Annotated in this window: 14 protein-coding genes; 12 read left to right on the forward strand and 2 right to left on the reverse strand. The window is 54.2% G+C overall.

Annotated features, from left to right (window positions below):
* Positions 1–24: 24 nt before the first annotated feature.
* Both glnD and map read right to left on the reverse strand, forming a co-directional pair.
* Positions 25–2,703, reverse strand: coding sequence for a bifunctional uridylyltransferase/uridylyl-removing protein GlnD (gene glnD / locus SPL01S_RS12825; RefSeq protein ID WP_063200305.1), 2,679 nt, complete (start codon positions 2,701–2,703; stop codon positions 25–27).
* 72 nt (positions 2,704–2,775) lie between these two features.
* Positions 2,776–3,570, reverse strand: a complete 795-nt coding sequence (gene map / locus SPL01S_RS12830; RefSeq protein WP_004952228.1) for a type I methionyl aminopeptidase — start codon at positions 3,568–3,570, stop codon at positions 2,776–2,778.
* Positions 3,571–3,925: 355 nt separating this feature from the next.
* Here map and rpsB point away from each other — a divergent pair, with 355 nt between their 5' ends.
* The 12 genes from rpsB (at position 3,926) to fabZ (ending at position 16,556) form a co-directional block, all read left to right on the forward strand.
* On the forward strand, positions 3,926–4,651 hold the full coding sequence (rpsB, locus tag SPL01S_RS12835) for a 30S ribosomal protein S2 (RefSeq protein WP_004952226.1): 726 nt from the start codon (positions 3,926–3,928) through the stop codon (positions 4,649–4,651).
* A 128-nt stretch (positions 4,652–4,779) separates the two neighbouring features.
* Entirely contained in the window at positions 4,780–5,631 is an 852-nt protein-coding gene (tsf, locus tag SPL01S_RS12840) for a translation elongation factor Ts (RefSeq protein ID WP_004952224.1), read from the forward strand.
* A gap of 149 nt (positions 5,632–5,780) precedes the next feature.
* Positions 5,781–6,506 carry a UMP kinase gene (gene pyrH / locus SPL01S_RS12845; protein WP_004952223.1) on the forward strand — a complete coding sequence of 242 codons (726 nt, stop codon included), beginning with the start codon at positions 5,781–5,783 and terminating at the stop codon, positions 6,504–6,506.
* A gap of 123 nt (positions 6,507–6,629) precedes the next feature.
* A complete protein-coding gene (frr, locus tag SPL01S_RS12850) occupies positions 6,630–7,187 on the forward strand; it encodes a ribosome recycling factor (protein ID WP_006327538.1) in 558 nt (185 codons plus the stop codon).
* A 157-nt stretch (positions 7,188–7,344) separates the two neighbouring features.
* Positions 7,345–8,541, forward strand: coding sequence for a 1-deoxy-D-xylulose-5-phosphate reductoisomerase (ispC, locus tag SPL01S_RS12855; RefSeq protein ID WP_063200308.1), 1,197 nt, complete (start codon positions 7,345–7,347; stop codon positions 8,539–8,541).
* Between the two features lie 278 nt (positions 8,542–8,819).
* Positions 8,820–9,578, forward strand: a complete 759-nt coding sequence (gene ispU, locus SPL01S_RS12860; RefSeq protein WP_004952217.1) for a (2E,6E)-farnesyl-diphosphate-specific ditrans,polycis-undecaprenyl-diphosphate synthase — start codon at positions 8,820–8,822, stop codon at positions 9,576–9,578.
* 9 nt (positions 9,579–9,587) lie between these two features.
* Positions 9,588–10,436: a phosphatidate cytidylyltransferase gene (gene cdsA / locus SPL01S_RS12865; RefSeq protein ID WP_004952216.1), complete on the forward strand. Its 849-nt coding sequence runs from the start codon at positions 9,588–9,590 to the stop codon at positions 10,434–10,436.
* 28 nt (positions 10,437–10,464) lie between these two features.
* The gene (gene rseP, locus SPL01S_RS12870; protein ID WP_004952215.1) at positions 10,465–11,820 is read left to right on the forward strand and encodes a sigma E protease regulator RseP; all 1,356 of its coding nucleotides are present in this window, start codon (positions 10,465–10,467) and stop codon (positions 11,818–11,820) included.
* Between the two features lie 35 nt (positions 11,821–11,855).
* Positions 11,856–14,258 carry an outer membrane protein assembly factor BamA gene (gene bamA, locus SPL01S_RS12875; RefSeq protein ID WP_063200311.1) on the forward strand — a complete coding sequence of 801 codons (2,403 nt, stop codon included), beginning with the start codon at positions 11,856–11,858 and terminating at the stop codon, positions 14,256–14,258.
* Between the two features lie 158 nt (positions 14,259–14,416).
* On the forward strand, positions 14,417–14,914 hold the full coding sequence (gene skp / locus SPL01S_RS12880) for a molecular chaperone Skp (protein WP_004952213.1): 498 nt from the start codon (positions 14,417–14,419) through the stop codon (positions 14,912–14,914).
* 3 nt (positions 14,915–14,917) lie between these two features.
* Complete coding sequence (gene lpxD / locus SPL01S_RS12885) at positions 14,918–15,940, forward strand: UDP-3-O-(3-hydroxymyristoyl)glucosamine N-acyltransferase (protein ID WP_004952212.1); 1,023 nt, start codon at positions 14,918–14,920, stop codon at positions 15,938–15,940.
* Positions 15,941–16,100: 160 nt separating this feature from the next.
* Complete coding sequence (gene fabZ / locus SPL01S_RS12890) at positions 16,101–16,556, forward strand: 3-hydroxyacyl-ACP dehydratase FabZ (protein WP_006327526.1); 456 nt, start codon at positions 16,101–16,103, stop codon at positions 16,554–16,556.
* The last annotated feature ends 2 nt before the right edge of the window (positions 16,557–16,558 follow it).

The raw sequence follows: 16,558 nt of genomic DNA on the forward strand, positions 1-16,558 counted from the left end.
TTGTCTACGAAAAGGTAACTTGTATCACATTTTATCGTTTGGATTGAGGGCCTCTGTCAACCGTTGTTCCAACTTTCTGCGCGTTTCCGAATTCAGAGCGCGCCGATCGCTGTCTGCCAGAATAAATAAGTCCTCAACTCGCTCGCCAATGGTGGAAATTCGCGCGCCGTGCAGCGACAGGCCGAGATCGGCGAACACTTCGCCCACTCGCGCCAGCAAACCTGGTTGATCAAGGGCGGTCAGCTCCAGATAGCTGCGGCGATCGGTATGGGTCGGCAGGAAGTTGACTTCGGTCGGCACGCTGAAATGGCGCAGCTTGGAGGATGGCCTGCGTACGCGCGGCGGCTGATATTCCCGCTGGGTGATGGTTTGCACCAGCGCATGGCGGATCGCCGCATGGCGGTCCTGAGCCAGCGGGCTGCCGTCCGGCTCTAACACGATGAAGGTATCCATCGCCATGCCGTCGCGATTGGTGAAAATCTGTGCGTCGTGTACGCTCAGGTTACGGCGATCCATCTCGCCGGCCACGGCGGCAAACAGGTAAGGGCGGTCCGGGCTCCAGATGAAGATTTCGGTGCCGCCGCGTGTTGCCTGGCGGCTGACCAGCACCAGGGGTTTGGTGGAATCATGGGCCAGCAGATGACGGGCGTGCCAGGCCAGTTGGTTGGGCGAATGGCGCAGGAAGTAGTCGGCCCGGCAGCGGCTCCAGATGCGGTGCAACGCCTCTTCGTCGATATTGTCCATGCGCAGCAGCGCCAGCGCCTGCAGGCGGTGGTGACGTACACGTTCGCGCAAGTCCGGGCTGTTTTGCATGCCGCGGCGCAACTGTTTTTCCGTCGCAAAGTACAGCTCACGCAACAGGCTCTGTTTCCAGCTGTTCCACAGTGTTTCGTTGGTGGCGCAGATATCCGCTACCGTCAGACAAACCAGATAGCGCAGGCGCGTTTCGCTCTGCACTTCAGCGCTGAATTGCTGGATAACCGTGGGATCCTGGATATCGCGGCGCTGGGCGGTCACCGACATCAGCAGATGGCAGCGTACCAGCCAGGCCACCAGTTGGGCCTCGCGAGAATTCAGACCGTGCAGTTCGGCGAACTCCAGCGCATCCTGTGCGCCGAGGATTGAGTGGTCACCGCCGCGACCTTTGGCGATATCGTGGAACAGCGCCGCCAGCAGCAGAAGTTCTGGGTTCGGCAGGCGCGGATAGAGCTCCACGCACAGCGGATGGCGTGGCCGCGTTTCTGCATCGGCGAAACTTTCCAGCTTTTGCAGAACCCGAACGGTGTGTTCGTCGACAGTATAGGCGTGGAACAGATCGAACTGCATTTGCCCGACGATCTTGCCCCACTGCGGCATATAGGCCCACAGCACGCTGTGACGATGCATCGGTACCAGCGCGCGCGACACTGCGCCAGGGTGGCGCAAAATGGCCATAAACAGATCGCGTGCTTCCGGAATGTTGCACAGCGGTTGTTTCAGATGGCGGCGTGCATGGCGCAATTGGCGCACGGTGGTGGAGTAAATGCCTTTGATTTCGCGGTTGCGTACCATCAGGTAAAACATCCGCATGATGGCTTCCGGCTGGCGGATGAACAACGTTTCGTCACGCAGGTCTATCAGATCGCCGCGCAGCTGGAAATCCTCGTTCAGCGGGCGTGGCTTTTCCGTGGCGTCCAGCGCCAGTATCGCTTCGTCGAACAGTTGGAGCAGCATATGATTCAGTTCGCCGACGCGGCGCGTCATGCGGTAGAAATCCTTCATCATGTGTTCAACCGGTTCGTTGCCTTCCCCCTCATAACGCAGCAATTGCGCCACATTGAGTTGGCGATCGAACAGCAGCCGGTTGTCGTAACGCGGTAGCACCAAATGCAGTGCGAAGCGGATACGCCACAGGAAGCTCTGGCATTCATTGAGCTCGTTGCGTTCGGCTTGGGTGAGAAAGCCGAAACCGACCATTTCGTCCAGAGAGGTGGCGCCAAAGTGACGGCGCGCTACCCACAGCAAGGTGTGAATATCTCTCAGGCCGCCGGGGCTGCTCTTGATGTCTGGCTCCAGGTTGTAGCTGGTGCCGTGGTAACGCTGGTGGCGTTCCTGCTGCTCAGCCACCTTGGCGTGGAAAAATTGGGGGGAGGGCCAGAAGCCGTCGCTGAAGATGTGTTTTTGCATCTGCAGGAACAGCGCGACGTCGCCGCAGATCATGCGCGACTCAATCAGGTTGGTGGCCACGGTCAGGTCCGCCAGCCCTTCAAGCAGGCACTCTTCCAGCGTGCGTACGCTGTGGCCCACCTCCAGTTTCAGATCCCACAGCAGGGTGATAAATTCCCCCACGCGCTGCGACTGTTGTTCATTCAGGCGGCGCTGGCTGAGCACCAGCACATCAATATCCGACAGCGGATGAAGTTCGCCGCGGCCATAGCCGCCTACCGCCACCAGGGCGGTTTCCGGGATATCCTCGAAACCGTAAAAGATCCACAGACGACGCAGCAGGCGATCGATAAAGTCGCTGCGGGCCGCGACCAGGCTTTCGGCGCTGGAGCCGGCGTTGAACGCTGCCGCCAACCACAGCTGAAACTGTTCAAGACGCAGTTTCAGTGCAACGCAATTAATCTCTTCATCGCCATAGGCGTTGGGATACTCAGGCTGCTTCGGCACGGCCTGTTGCTCAATGACCGAGTTGCTTTGTTCGCGAAAATTTTCAGACATAATACGCAGCCCATAAAAAAAGCCGGCATAAGCCGGCCTGTGACAAGAAACAGCGGTATGTGACCGCGTTTCTTACTGTTCGTGCGTAATGATGTTGGGGATGGTGTCATCCTTGCGCAACGTCATTATCTCGCAGCCGTTATCTGTGACCACAATAGTATGCTCATACTGCGCCGACAAGCTGCGATCTTTAGTTTTTACCGTCCAGCCGTCTTTCATGGTGCGGATGCGGTAGTCACCGGCATTGACCATCGGCTCGATGGTGAACGCCATGCCGGCCTGCAGTACCACGCCACCGTCGTCGGCGTCATAGTGCAGAACCTGCGGTTCTTCGTGGAATACTTCGCCGATGCCATGACCGCAGTATTCACGCACCACGGAAAACTTCTCGGCTTCGACGAATTTCTGGATCTCTTTGCCCAGGGTGCGCAGGCGGATGCCCGGCTTCACCATTTTCAGCGCCAGATACAGGCTTTCCTGGGTAACGCGACACAGCCGCTCGCCCAGAATGGTCGGCTTGCCGACGATGAACATCTTGGAGGTATCGCCGTGGAAGCCGTCTTTAATGACGGTCACGTCGATATTGACGATGTCGCCGTCCTTCAACACTTTGTCATCGCTCGGGATGCCGTGGCACACCACTTCATTTACCGAGATGCACACGGATTTCGGGAAGCCGTGGTAGCCGAGGCAGGCGGAGATGGCCTGTTGCTCGTTGGTAATGTACTCGTGACAGATACGGTCCAGTTCGCCGGTGGTCACGCCAGGTTTGACGTGCGGCTCGATAATTTCCAGCACTTCAGCGGCCAAGCGGCCCGCCACGCGCATTTTTTGGATGTCATCAGGTGTTTTAATTGAGATTGCCATGAAATTCGTCCGCAGGTGTCGTGCTCGCCGACAACAGAAAGAAATAAGAAGCAGTCTCTTATGGTATCAGCCCGGCCAGAAGCTGCCAAATTTCATTTGTCGGTGCCCAGGTAAACGCAACAAAAGTTGGTGTCGGTGGCAGGTTTATGGTATAAAGCGCGCCGGCGATCCGTAAGTTGATCTTGTGTCGATAACGGAAATAGCCGAAGCACTTTAACTGCACTCACATTGTGTAAATAACACACACGTATCGGCACATACACCGGGGTGCTCTGAGGTGATTTATCACCGTCGGGGTCGGCGTTATGGGATACGTGGAGGCATAACCCCAACTAATCTATATAGAGGTTTAATCATGGCAACTGTTTCCATGCGCGACATGCTCCAGGCCGGTGTACACTTTGGTCACCAGACCCGTTACTGGAACCCGAAAATGAAGCCTTTCATCTTCGGCGCACGTAACAAGGTTCACATCATCAACCTGGAAAAAACCGTACCAATGGCCAACGCAGCACTGGCTGAACTGACCAAGATCTCTTCCCGTAAAGGCAAGATCCTGTTCGTTGGTACCAAGCGCGCAGCAAGCGAAGCGGTAAAAGAATATGCTAACAACTGCGATCAGTTCTTCGTGAACCATCGCTGGTTGGGCGGCATGCTGACTAACTGGAAAACCGTTCGTCAGTCAATCAAGCGTTTGAAAGATCTGGAAATCCAGTCTCAAGATGGCACCTTCGACAAGCTGACCAAGAAAGAGGCGCTGATGCGTACTCGCGAACTGGCCAAGCTGGAAAACTCTCTGGGTGGTATCAAGGACATGGGTGGTCTGCCTGACGCTCTGTTCGTAATCGATGCAGATCACGAACACATCGCGATCAAAGAAGCCAACAACCTGGGTATCCCGGTATTCTCTATCGTTGATACCAACTCCGATCCAGACGGCGTTGACTTCATCATCCCTGGTAACGACGATGCAATCCGTGCAATCAAATTGTACCTGACTGCCGTTGCTGCCGCCGTCCGTGAAGGTCGTTCTCAAGATCTGGCCGTTCAGGCGGAAGAAAGCTTCGTAGAAGCTGAATAATAAGGCAAGCTCGTCACTGAGCCCTTATTAACCAGGTATTGAATATGTTGGTTAGAGGGGCCTAAATAGGCCCCTTTTGCTTATCTGAATGAGAACTATCTCCTTGCGAGATAACCGAGGAAAAAGAAATGGCTGATATTACCGCTGCCCTGGTAAAAGAACTGCGTGAGCGTACTGGCGCCGGCATGATGGATTGTAAAAAAGCTCTGGTCGAGTCTAACGGCGACATCGAGCTGGCAATCGAAAACATGCGTAAATCTGGTGCGATCAAAGCGGCGAAAAAAGCAGGCAACGTAGCTGCTGACGGCGTGATCAAAACCAAAATCGAAGGCAACTACGGCGTTATCGTTGAAGTTAACTGCCAGACTGACTTCGTTGCTAAAGATGCCGGTTTCCAGGCGTTCGCTGACAAAGTGCTGGATGCTGCTGTTGCAGGTAAAATCACTGATGTTGACGTATTGAAAGCACAGTTCGAAGAAGAACGTGTAGCGCTGGTTGCAAAAATCGGTGAGAACATCAACATCCGTCGCGTTGCTTCCCTGGAAGGCGAAGTGTTGGGTAGCTACCTGCACGGCGCGCGTATCGGTGTTCTGATTGCCGCTAAAGGCGCTGACGAAGAACTGGTTAAGCAAATTGCCATGCACGTTGCGGCCAGCAAACCTGAATTCGTTAAGCCTGAAGATGTGTCTGCTGAAGTGGTAGAAAAAGAGTACCAGGTTCAGTTGGACATCGCCATGCAGTCTGGCAAGCCGAAAGAAATCGCAGAGAAAATGGTTGAAGGCCGCATGAAGAAATTCACCGGCGAAGTTTCTCTGACCGGTCAGCCTTTCGTTATCGAGCCAAGCAAGACTGTTGGCCAAGTGCTGAAAGAGCACAACGCTGACGTTGTTAACTTCATCCGCTTCGAAGTGGGCGAAGGCATCGAGAAAGTTGAAAATGACTTTGCTGCTGAAGTTGCAGCAATGAGCAAACAGTCTTAATGATTGTTAATGGAGCCGCCGTCTGGCGGTTCCGTTTTATCCAGCCAGAATTAACACCGGTGGCAAGCCCTGTGGCACTATACTCAGCACAGGCGCGCTTCATCGGCTGAAATCCCCAATACTAATACTGCTTCTTAGGACAGAACACCATGGCAACCAATGCAAAACCCGTATATCAGCGTATTCTGCTCAAACTGAGTGGCGAAGCCCTGCAAGGTGCAGAAGGTTTTGGTATCGACGCCAGCGTTTTGGATCGCATGGCTCAGGAAGTTAAAGAGCTGGTCGAACTGGGAATTCAGGTCGGTGTAGTGATTGGCGGCGGTAACCTGTTCCGCGGCGCGGGTCTGGCTCAGGCCGGAATGAACCGCGTAGTGGGCGACCACATGGGAATGCTGGCTACTGTGATGAACGGCCTGGCTATGCGTGATGCACTGCACCGTGCCTATGTGAACGCCCGCCTGATGTCTGCTATTCCGTTGAACGGTGTGTGTGACAACTACAGCTGGGCCGAGGCCATCAGCCTGCTGCGCAATAACCGCGTGGTGATCTTCTCTGCCGGTACCGGCAACCCGTTCTTCACCACCGATTCGGCAGCTTGCCTGCGCGGGATCGAGATTGAAGCCGACGTGGTACTGAAAGCGACCAAAGTGGATGGTGTATACTCCGCCGATCCGGTTAAAAACCCGGATGCAACGCTGTACGAACATATAACCTATCAAGACGTGCTTGAGCGCGAGCTGAAAGTGATGGACCTGGCGGCGTTTACGCTGGCCCGCGATCACGGTCTGCCGATCCGCGTATTCAACATGAACAAGCCGGGCGCGTTGCGCCGCGTAGTGATGGGTGAAAACGAAGGCACGCTGATCAGCAAATAAGGCTGTTCTGCCAAATTTAACGGGAGCGGGTAACGCTATGCGTTGAGCGCTTTCCTCAAGTAAAATTCACGGGCTATACTGATGTATAGCCTGCCAAGTAACCCGTTTCTAAAGGTTCGCAACGTGATTAATGAAATCAGAAAAGATGCTGATTCACGCATGGAAAAAAGCGTAGAAGCATTCAAAACCCAAATCAGCAAAATCCGTACCGGCCGTGCTTCTCCAAGCATCCTGGACGGCATCATGGTGGAATACTATGGTTCTGCTACGCCGCTGCGTCAGCTGGCTAACGTGACCGTAGAAGACTCCCGCACCCTGGCCATCAACTTGTTTGATCGTTCTCTGGGTTCAGCGGTAGAAAAAGCCATCATGTCTTCAGACCTCGGCCTGAACCCAAGTTCAGCAGGCAGCGTGATCCGCGTTCCGCTTCCTCCTCTGACTGAAGAGCGCCGTAAAGATCTGATCAAAGTAGTGCGCAACGAAGCCGAGCAGGGCCGTGTGGCCGTGCGTAACGTTCGCCGCGACGCCAACGACAAAGTGAAAGCGCTGCTGAAAGACAAAGAAATCAGCGAAGACGAAGATCGTCGCTCACAGGATGACGTTCAAAAACTGACCGATGCTTACATCAAACTTCTGGATGCCGCTTTGGCGGATAAAGAAAAAGAGCTGATGGAATTCTAATCAGCATCGCGCAGAAAAAAAGCGTCGCCTGGGCGGCGCTTTGTTTTTTGTGGCGCAGATCCCGTTTCATCGTACTGATTGATCATGGACAAGCTGTGGCCAAGGTTACACACTGGAACACCTTCGATCTCATCAGACAGTTATTCAGAGCGAACTCATGAAGCAACTGACTATTCTTGGTTCCACCGGCTCAGTGGGAACCAGCACCCTGGCCGTGGTCAGGGAAAATCCCGACCGTTTTGCGATTAAAGCGCTGGTTGCCGGCCGCAATGTAGCGGTGATGGCGCAACAGTGTATGGAGTTTCGCCCGGCTTATGCTGCGATGGCGGACGAAGGCGCGGCGCGCGAATTGCGCGACGTACTGGCGGAAAACGGCATTGACACTGAGGTAATGGCGGGCGAACAGGCTGCCTGTGAGTTGGCGGCGCTGGATGATGTCGATCAGGTCACTGCGGCTATTGTCGGCGCTGCCGGGCTGTTGCCGACGCTGGCGGCGATCCGTGCCGGCAAACAGGTATTGTTGGCGAACAAAGAGTCGCTGGTGACCTGTGGCCGTCTATTTATGGATGCCGTGCAAAAGAGCCAGGCGCAGTTATTGCCCCTGGACAGCGAACACAACGCGATTTTTCAGAGTTTGCCTGAAAGCATTCAGCGTCAGTTGGGATACTCTTCATTAGTCGATCATGGTGTCTCGCGCATTGTGCTTACCGGTTCTGGCGGCCCGTTCCGTTCGACGCCGCTGGAGCAGTTTGCCACGATGACGCCGGACCAGGCCTGCGCCCATCCTAATTGGTCTATGGGGCGCAAGATCTCGGTGGATTCCGCCACCATGATGAACAAAGGTCTGGAATATATTGAGGCCCGTTGGCTGTTCAACGCTTCGGCCGAACAAATGGAAGTGATTCTGCACCCGCAGTCGGTGATCCACTCGATGGTGCGCTATGCTGATGGCAGTGTGCTGGCCCAGTTGGGCACGCCGGATATGCGTACGCCAATCGCCCATGCGATGGCTTACCCGCAGCGGGTCAGTTCTGGTGTGGAAGCGCTGGATTTCTGCCGTATCGGCTCGTTGACCTTTGCCGAACCTGAGCGGGAGCGTTACCCTTGCCTGTATCTGGCGATTGACGCCTTTGATGCCGGCCAGGCGGCAACCACCGCGCTGAATGCGGCTAACGAAGTGGCCGTTGCGGCCTTCCTGCAAGAGCAGATTCGCTTTACCGATATCGCGGCAGTGAACCAAAAAGTGGTCGAACGGCTGTCTTTGCAGGAACCGTCCTGCATTGATGCGGTCTTAGAAATAGATCGCCAGGCCCGTGAAGTTGCCGTTGGGTTAGTGAAGTCACTGCGTGGTTGATAGCGGCTATTATCCTATTTTGTTCGTAAATTACGCGTGCTGCAGTGGGGCCGTTTGTTCATGCCCGGCTGAGGTGGTATAGTCTGCGCCACCTGTCAGCGGTTATACCGTTGAATTATGGCCTGATTGGCATCTTGGATGTCGATAGCGCCCCGGATATGACCGGGTGTGCGGGGGCAGACTGAAAAGCCGTGTCGGGCACACGGCTTTTTTTGCGCGTAAGGGCCTGATGTTCCGGAAGGGCAGTTGTATTTCTATTGAGGAAATAAGTACGAGTTATGTCGTCCGCAAATCAACAAGAGGCTAATCCGTCCATCCCTGGGCCACGACATGTCGCCATTATTATGGACGGCAACGGGCGCTGGGCTAAACGTCAGGGCAAGTTACGTGTCTTCGGTCATAAAGCAGGGGTGAAATCGGTACGTCGTGCGGTCAGTTTTGCCGCCAACAACCATTTAGATGCACTCACGCTTTATGCCTTCAGCAGCGAGAACTGGAATCGCCCGGTACAAGAAGTTTCCGCGCTAATGGAGCTCTTTGTCCGTGCCTTGGACAGCGAAGTAAAAAGCCTGCATAAACATAACGTCAGACTGCGGGTGATCGGCGACATCAGCCGTTTCAGCACGCGTTTGCAGGAGCGGATCCGTCGCTCTGAGCAACTGACAGAAAATAACGATGGCCTGACGCTCAACATTGCCGCCAACTACGGTGGCCGTTGGGATATCATTCAGGGAGTAAGGGAGTTGGCTGAGCAGGTGCAGGGTGGTTTGCTGCGTCCGGATCAGATCAGCGAAGAGTTATTGGGCGAGCGGGTCTGCATGAACGATTTGGCGCCGGTGGATCTGGTTATCCGCACCGGCGGTGAACACCGCATCAGTAACTTCTTGCTGTGGCAAATTGCTTATGCCGAACTTTACTTTACTGATGTACTCTGGCCTGATTTTGATGAACTTGTCTTTGAAGGTGCGCTGAATGCATTTGCACAACGTGAGCGCCGCTTCGGGGGAACAACACCTAACGGCGCCGATGCGTCCTAGGGGGAACTTTTGCTGAAGTATCGCCTCATAACTGCTCTGATCTTGATTCCGATTGTTATCGCGGCGCTGTTTTTGCTGCCGCCGGTGGGCTTTGCCCTGGTAACGCTCGTTGTGTGCATGTTAGCTGCCTGGGAGTGGGGCCAACTGGCCGGTTTTACTTCCCGCTCGCAGCGCATCTGGTTGGCGATACTGTGTGGTTTCCTGCTGGCGCTGATGATGCTCAGCGTTCCAGCCTATCACCAGTCGGTCCATTTGCCTCAGGTGGGCGGGCCGCTGTGGTTGTCACTGGCCTGGTGGCTGGCAGCCCTGCTGCTGGTGCTGTTTTATCCCGGCTCAGCCGCGCTGTGGCGTAACTCACGCCCGATTCGCCTGCTCTTTGGCCTGTTGACCATTGTGCCGTTCTTTTGGGGCATGCTGGCGTTGCGTCAATTCGGCTACGAACAAAACCACTTCACCGGCGCTTGGTGGCTGCTGTACGTGATGCTGCTGGTTTGGGGCGCGGATTCCGGCGCCTACATGTTCGGCAAGCTGTTTGGCAAGCACAAGCTGGCACCGAAGGTGTCTCCGGGGAAAACCTGGGAAGGATTAATCGGCGGTCTGGTGACCTCGGCGCTGATATCATGGTTGTTCGGCCGTTACGCACCCTTGAACGTGGTGCCGGCAACCTTACTGATTTGTTCGGTGATCGCCGCGCTGGCGTCTGTGCTGGGCGACCTTACCGAGAGCATGTTCAAACGCGAAGCGGGTATCAAAGACAGTGGTCATCTGATACCGGGTCATGGCGGCATACTGGATCGTATCGACAGCCTGACCGCAGCAGTGCCTGTATTTGCCTGCCTGATGCTGTTAGTGTTTTAATCCGTCAACGGCGGGGAGTGAAGGGATTATGGTTAGCGTGCTCTGGAACTTAGTCGCATTTCTTGTTGCGCTCGGTGTTTTAATCACCGTGCATGAGTTCGGGCACTTTTGGGTCGCTCGTCGCTGCGGCGTCCGTGTAGAACGCTTCTCCATCGGTTTTGGCCGCGCGTTATGGCGCCGCACAGACCGCCAGGGTACCGAGTACGTGATTGCCCTGATCCCGCTGGGCGGTTATGTGAAGATGCTGGATGAGCGGGTTGATTCGGTTGCGCCGGAACTCCGTCATCAGGCGTTCAACAATAAAACCGTCTGGCAGCGCGCAGCTATTATCAGCGCCGGCCCCATCGCCAACTTCCTGTTTGCTATCCTTGCTTATTGGCTGGTGTTCATTATCGGTGTGCCCAGCTTCCGTCCTGTGATTGGTGAAATATCTCCACAATCGATTGCCGCACAGGCCGAAATTTCACCCGGAATGGAACTAAAGTCCGTTGATGGCATCGAAACGCCTGATTGGGAGTCAGTTCGTCTGGCTCTGGTGGCGAAGATTGGCGACGCGGAAACCGAAGTCGGTATCGCTCCGTTCGGTTCTTCGCAGGTAGTGACCAAAACTCTGGATTTACGCCAGTGGAATTTTGAGCCGGACAAGCAAGATCCCGTGGTCGCGTTGGGTATTATTCCGCGCGGCCCACAGATAGAATCGGTACTTGCCGAAGTGCAGCCGGATTCGGCGGCGCAAAAGGCGGGTTTGCAAGCGGGGGACAGGATCGTTAAAGTCGATGGTCAGCTGTTGGGCCGTTGGCAAACGTTGGTCAAGCGGATCCACGATGGTCCTGGGCAACCGCTGGTTTTAGAGATTGAAAGAAACGGTGCCCCCTTGTCTTTGACGCTGATACCGGATACAAAGCCGGTGGGAAAAGACAAAAGCGTGGGGTTTGCGGGCATCATTCCGAAAGTGTTGCCGCTGCCGGACGAGTATAAGACGATTCGTCAGTATGGACCATTCCCGGCGCTGTATCAGGCCGGGGACAAGACCTGGCAGCTTATGCGGCTTACGGTCAACATGCTGGGTAAATTAATAACCGGTGATGTAAAGCTGAACAACCTGAGTGGCCCGATTTCGATTGCACAGGGAGCAGGGGCGTCAGCTGGGGTTGGGTTTGTGTATTATCTGATGTTTCTCGCGTTGATTAGTGTCAACCTGGGTATCATCAACCTGTTCCCATTACCGGTGTTAGATGGTGGGCATCTCCTCTTCCTGGCGATAGAAAAGCTGAAGGGTGGGCCGGTTTCCGAGCGAGTACAGGACTACAGTTACCGCATTGGTTCGATCGTGTTGGTGCTTTTAATGGGTCTTGCACTTTTCAATGATTTTTCTCGTCTTTAGGGGCGAGAATAGGTTAGGAAGAACGCATAACAACGATGGCGATGAAAAAGTTGCTCATAGCGTCGCTGCTGTTTGGCAGCGCCACCGTATACGGTGCAGACGGGTTCGTAGTGAAAGATATTCATTTCGAAGGCCTGCAGCGAGTCGCCGTCGGTGCGGCGTTACTCAACATGCCGGTTCGCGTAGGCGATACCGTCACTGACGATGATATCAGTAATACCATCCGTGCCTTGTTTGCCACTGGCAACTTCGAGGACGTTCGCGTGCTGCGCGATGGTAATACGCTGATCGTTCAGGTTAAGGAACGTCCTACCATTGCCAGCATCACTTTCTCCGGCAACAAGTCGGTGAAGGATGACATGCTCAAGCAAAACCTGGAGGCCTCTGGCGTTCGGGTTGGCGAGGCGCTCGACCGCACCACGATTTCCAGCATTGAAAAAGGGTTGGAAGACTTCTACTACAGCGTCGGTAAATACAGTGCCTCGGTGAAAGCCGTAGTCACGCCATTGCCGCGTAACCGTGTCGACCTGAAACTGGTGTTCACGGAAGGGGTTTCCGCCAAGATTCAACAAATCAACATTGTCGGCAACCATGCCTTCACTAACGATGAGCTGATTTCACGTTTCCAATTGCGTGATGAAGTGCCGTGGTGGAACGTGGTTGGTGACCGCAAATACCAGAAGCAAAAGCTGGCGGGCGATCTTGAAACCCTGCGCAGTTTCTATCTGGACCGCGGCTACGCACGCTTCAATATTGATTCGACTCAGGTCAGCCTGACGCCGGATAAAAAAGGCATCTATATCACCGTCAACATCACTGAAGGTGAGCAGTACAAGCTCAGCGGCGTGATGGTGAACGGCAATCTGGCCGGGCACTCGGCGGAAGTCGCGCAGTTGACCAAGGTCGAACCGGGTGAGCTGTATAACGGCAGTAAAGTGACCAAGATGGAAGACAACGTCAAAACGATGTTGGGCCGTTATGGTTACGCTTACCCGCGAGTGGCCACTCAGCCTGAAATCAACGACGCGGATAAAACCGTCAAGTTGCACGTGAATATCGATGCGGGCAACCGCTTCTACGTGCGCCGTATCAAGTTTGAAGGCAACGACACCAGTAAAGACTCCGTACTGCGCCGTGAAATGCGTCAGATGGAAGGCGCCTGGCTGGGCAACGCTCAGGTTGAGCAGGGTAAAGAACGTCTGAACCGTTTGGGCTATTTTGAAACGGTCGATGTGGAAACCCAGCGCGTGCCGGGTACCGCCGATCAGGTTGACGTCACCTACAAGGTGAAAGAGCGCAACACCGGTACCTTCAACTTCGGCGTCGGTTACGGCACCGAGAGCGGCGTCAGTTTCCAGGCGGGCGTCCAGCAGGACAACTGGCTGGGTACCGGCTACTCCGTCGGCATCAGCGGCACCAAGAACGACTACCAGACTTATACCGAGCTGTCTGTAACCAACCCGTACTTCACTGTTGACGGTGTTAGTTTGGGTGGCCGTATCTTCTACAACGACTTTAAAGCCGATGACGCGGACCTGTCCGATTATACCAACAAGAGTTACGGTATTGACGGTACTCTGGGCTTCCCGATCAACGAAAACAACTCGTTGCGTACCGGCCTGGGTTATGTCCACAACGGCCTGTCGAACATGCAGCCGCAGATTGCCATGTGGCGTTATCTGGACTCGATGGGTCTGAACCCGAACACCAACGATCGTGCCAGCTACTCTGCCGATGACTTCACGCTGAATCTGGGTTGGACCTATAACAACCTTGACCGTGGTTATTTCCCAACTTCGGGTAACCGCACCACGCTGAATGGTAAAGTCACCATTCCGGGGTCGGATAACGAATACTACAAGATGACGCTGGACAGCGTGCAATACGTGCCGATCGACGACGACCGCTCCTGGGTGTTGTTGGGTCGTGGTCGTCTGGGTTATGCCGATGGTCTGGGCGGCAAAGAGATGCCGTTCTACGAGAACTTCTATGCCGGCGGCTCAAGCACAGTTCGCGGTTTCGGGTCTAATACCATTGGTCCGAAAGCGGTGTACTACAACTCCAGTTCGTACAGCTGTTCCAACAGTACCAAGATTTGTAATTCGGATGATGCAGTGGGTGGTAACGCCATGGCAGTTGCCAGTATGGAGCTAATCACGCCAACGCCATTTATCAGCGAAAAATACGCCAACTCAGTGCGTACCTCGCTGTTCATGGATGCAGGTACCGTGTGGGATACCAACTGGGATAACAGCAAGACGCAAGGCTTCGACATTCCAGACTACAGTAAAGCGAGCAATATCCGCGTTTCTGCCGGTATTGCCTTGCAATGGATGTCGCCGCTGGGCCCGTTGGTGTTCTCTTATGCCAATCCGCTCAAGAAATACGAAGGTGACAAGTCCGAACAGTTCCAGTTTAACATTGGCAAGACCTGGTAACAGGTCCGGCTTCTGGGTATAGCAGTTATTAAGAATCGCAAATGCCAGATGCCCGTAAGAACACAGAGAGATGATTCTCATTGTTTCACGGGGTAAGTCTGGCAGATTGTGTACTTCAGTGTCATATGACACAAATGGGTGATGGTAAGGAGTTTATAGTGAAAAAGTGGTTGTGTGCCGCAGGCCTCGGTTTAGCAATGGCTGCTTCAGCTGGCGTTCAGGCAGCAGATAATATCGCTGTAGTTAACGTCTCCAGCATTTTCCAACAGTTGCCAGCGCGTGAAACCGTGGCTAAACAGCTGGAAAACGAGTTCAAAGGCCGTGCGGGCGAACTTCAGAACATGGAGCGTAGCCTTCAGACCAAAATGCAACGTTTGCAGCGTGATGGCGCTACCATGAAAGCCAGCGATCGCAGCAAATTGGAAAAAGACGTGATGGCTCAGCGCGAGCAGTTCTCTCAGAAAGCGCAGGCTTTTGAGCAGGATAACCGTCGCCGCCAGATGGAAGAGCGTAACAAAATCCTGAGCCGTATTCAGGACGCTGTGAAATCTGTTGCCAGCAAAGAAGGCTACGACGTAGTTATCGATGCTAACGCCGTTGCTTATGCAGGTTCTTCTAAAGACATTACTGCTGACGTGCTGAAACAGGTTAAATAAGACATGCTTTCAATTCGACTGGCTGATTTAGCGCAGCAGTTGGATGCACAATTGCACGGTGATGGCGATCTCGTCATCACCGGCATTGCTTCTATGCATTCGGCACAGGCTGGCCAAATCACGTTTTTGTCAAACAGCCGCTATCAAGAGCAGCTGGCCTCCTGCCTGGCAAGCGCAGTGGTGCTTACCGAGGCAGATTTACCACACTGCCGTTCTGCGGCGTTGGTGGTTAAAAACCCTTACCTGACTTACGCGCGCATGGCGCAACTGATGGACACCACGCCGGCTCCTGCTGAGGATATCGCCCCAAGCGCGGTTATCTCACCTGAAGCCACTCTGGGGCAGCATGTTGCCATTGGGGCAAATGCGGTGATCGAGTCAGGCGCAGTACTCGGCGATAACGTGGTTATCGGCCCGGGTTGCTTTATCGGCAAACGCGCACGCATTGGCGCAGGTACGCGCCTGTGGGCGAACGTAACGATTTATCATGAAGTCGAGATCGGTCAACATTGCCTGATTCAATCAGGAACTGTGATTGGCGCTGATGGTTTCGGCTATGCCAACGAACGCGGCAACTGGATTAAAATTCCCCAGTTGGGCACGGTGATTATCGGCGATCGCGTCGAGATCGGCGCTTGCACCACCATTGACCGCGGCGCGTTGGATAACACCCAAATCGGGAATGGTGTTATCATCGACAACCAATGCCAGATTGCACATAACGTTGTGATTGGCGACAATACTGCCGTTGCCGGCGGTGTGATTATGGCGGGCAGCCTGAAAATCGGCCGCTATTGCCAGATTGGTGGAGCCAGTGTGATCAACGGTCACATGGAGATCGCCGACAAGGTTGTTGTCACTGGAATGGGAATGGTTATGCGACCAATCACCGAACCTGGGGTATACTCTTCGGGCATTCCGTTACAACCCAACAAAGTTTGGCGTAAAACCGCTGCGTTGGTGATGAATATCGATGAGATTAGCAAGCGCTTAAAAGCTGTCGAACGAAAAGTCGGAAAAGACTAATCACTGCCGCCCGCCTCGCTGGGTACAAAACGAAACGCGTTGGTCATAAGACCAAAAGCGCAAAGAGTTGTTAATTTGCGGCCTGCATGATGATCTCCTTTTGGGGTCAGCGCAGGCCGTGTTGTTGATGCCATCAGTTTTTAGAGACAGGAAGAGTATTTTGACTACTGACACTCATACTCTGGATATTGCAGAAATTTTGGAGTTGCTTCCTCACCGTTACCCGTTCTTGCTGGTCGATCGCGTCCTTGAGTTTGAGGAGCACAAATTCCTGCGTGCGGTGAAGAACGTATCTGTAAATGAGCCGTTTTTCCAGGGGCACTTCCCTGGTAAGCCGATTTTTCCAGGCGTATTGATTCTGGAAGCAATGGCGCAGGCTACCGGTATTCTGGCGTTTAAAAGCGTCGGCAAACTGGAGCCGGGCGAATTGTATTACTTTGCCGGTATCGACGAAGCCCGTTTCAAACGACCGGTAGTGCCAGGCGATCAGATGATCATGGAAGTCACCTTTGAGAAAACTCGTCGTGGTCTGACGCGCTTCAAAGGCGTAGCGACCGTTGACGGCAAAATTGTTTGCGAAGCAACCATGATGTGTGCGCGCAGCCGGGAGTCTTAATC

The organism is Serratia plymuthica NBRC 102599, assembly GCF_001590925.1.
Lineage (GTDB): Bacteria > Pseudomonadota > Gammaproteobacteria > Enterobacterales > Enterobacteriaceae > Serratia > Serratia plymuthica.

What these genes read in the sequence shown, in the direction of transcription:
- map (WP_004952228.1), bottom strand. Translation starts at nt 3,570, where the DNA reads ATGGCAATCTCAATTAAAACACCTGATGACATCCAAAAAATGCGCGTG.
- glnD (WP_063200305.1), bottom strand. Translation starts at nt 2,703, where the DNA reads ATGTCTGAAAATTTTCGCGAACAAAGCAACTCGGTCATTGAGCAACAG.
- pyrH (WP_004952223.1), top strand. Translation starts at nt 5,781, where the DNA reads ATGGCAACCAATGCAAAACCCGTATATCAGCGTATTCTGCTCAAACTG.
- lpxD (WP_004952212.1), top strand. Translation starts at nt 14,918, where the DNA reads ATGCTTTCAATTCGACTGGCTGATTTAGCGCAGCAGTTGGATGCACAA.
- rseP (WP_004952215.1), top strand. Translation starts at nt 10,465, where the DNA reads ATGGTTAGCGTGCTCTGGAACTTAGTCGCATTTCTTGTTGCGCTCGGT.
- tsf (WP_004952224.1), top strand. Translation starts at nt 4,780, where the DNA reads ATGGCTGATATTACCGCTGCCCTGGTAAAAGAACTGCGTGAGCGTACT.
- bamA (WP_063200311.1), top strand. Translation starts at nt 11,856, where the DNA reads ATGGCGATGAAAAAGTTGCTCATAGCGTCGCTGCTGTTTGGCAGCGCC.
- ispU (WP_004952217.1), top strand. Translation starts at nt 8,820, where the DNA reads ATGTCGTCCGCAAATCAACAAGAGGCTAATCCGTCCATCCCTGGGCCA.
- rpsB (WP_004952226.1), top strand. Translation starts at nt 3,926, where the DNA reads ATGGCAACTGTTTCCATGCGCGACATGCTCCAGGCCGGTGTACACTTT.
- ispC (WP_063200308.1), top strand. Translation starts at nt 7,345, where the DNA reads ATGAAGCAACTGACTATTCTTGGTTCCACCGGCTCAGTGGGAACCAGC.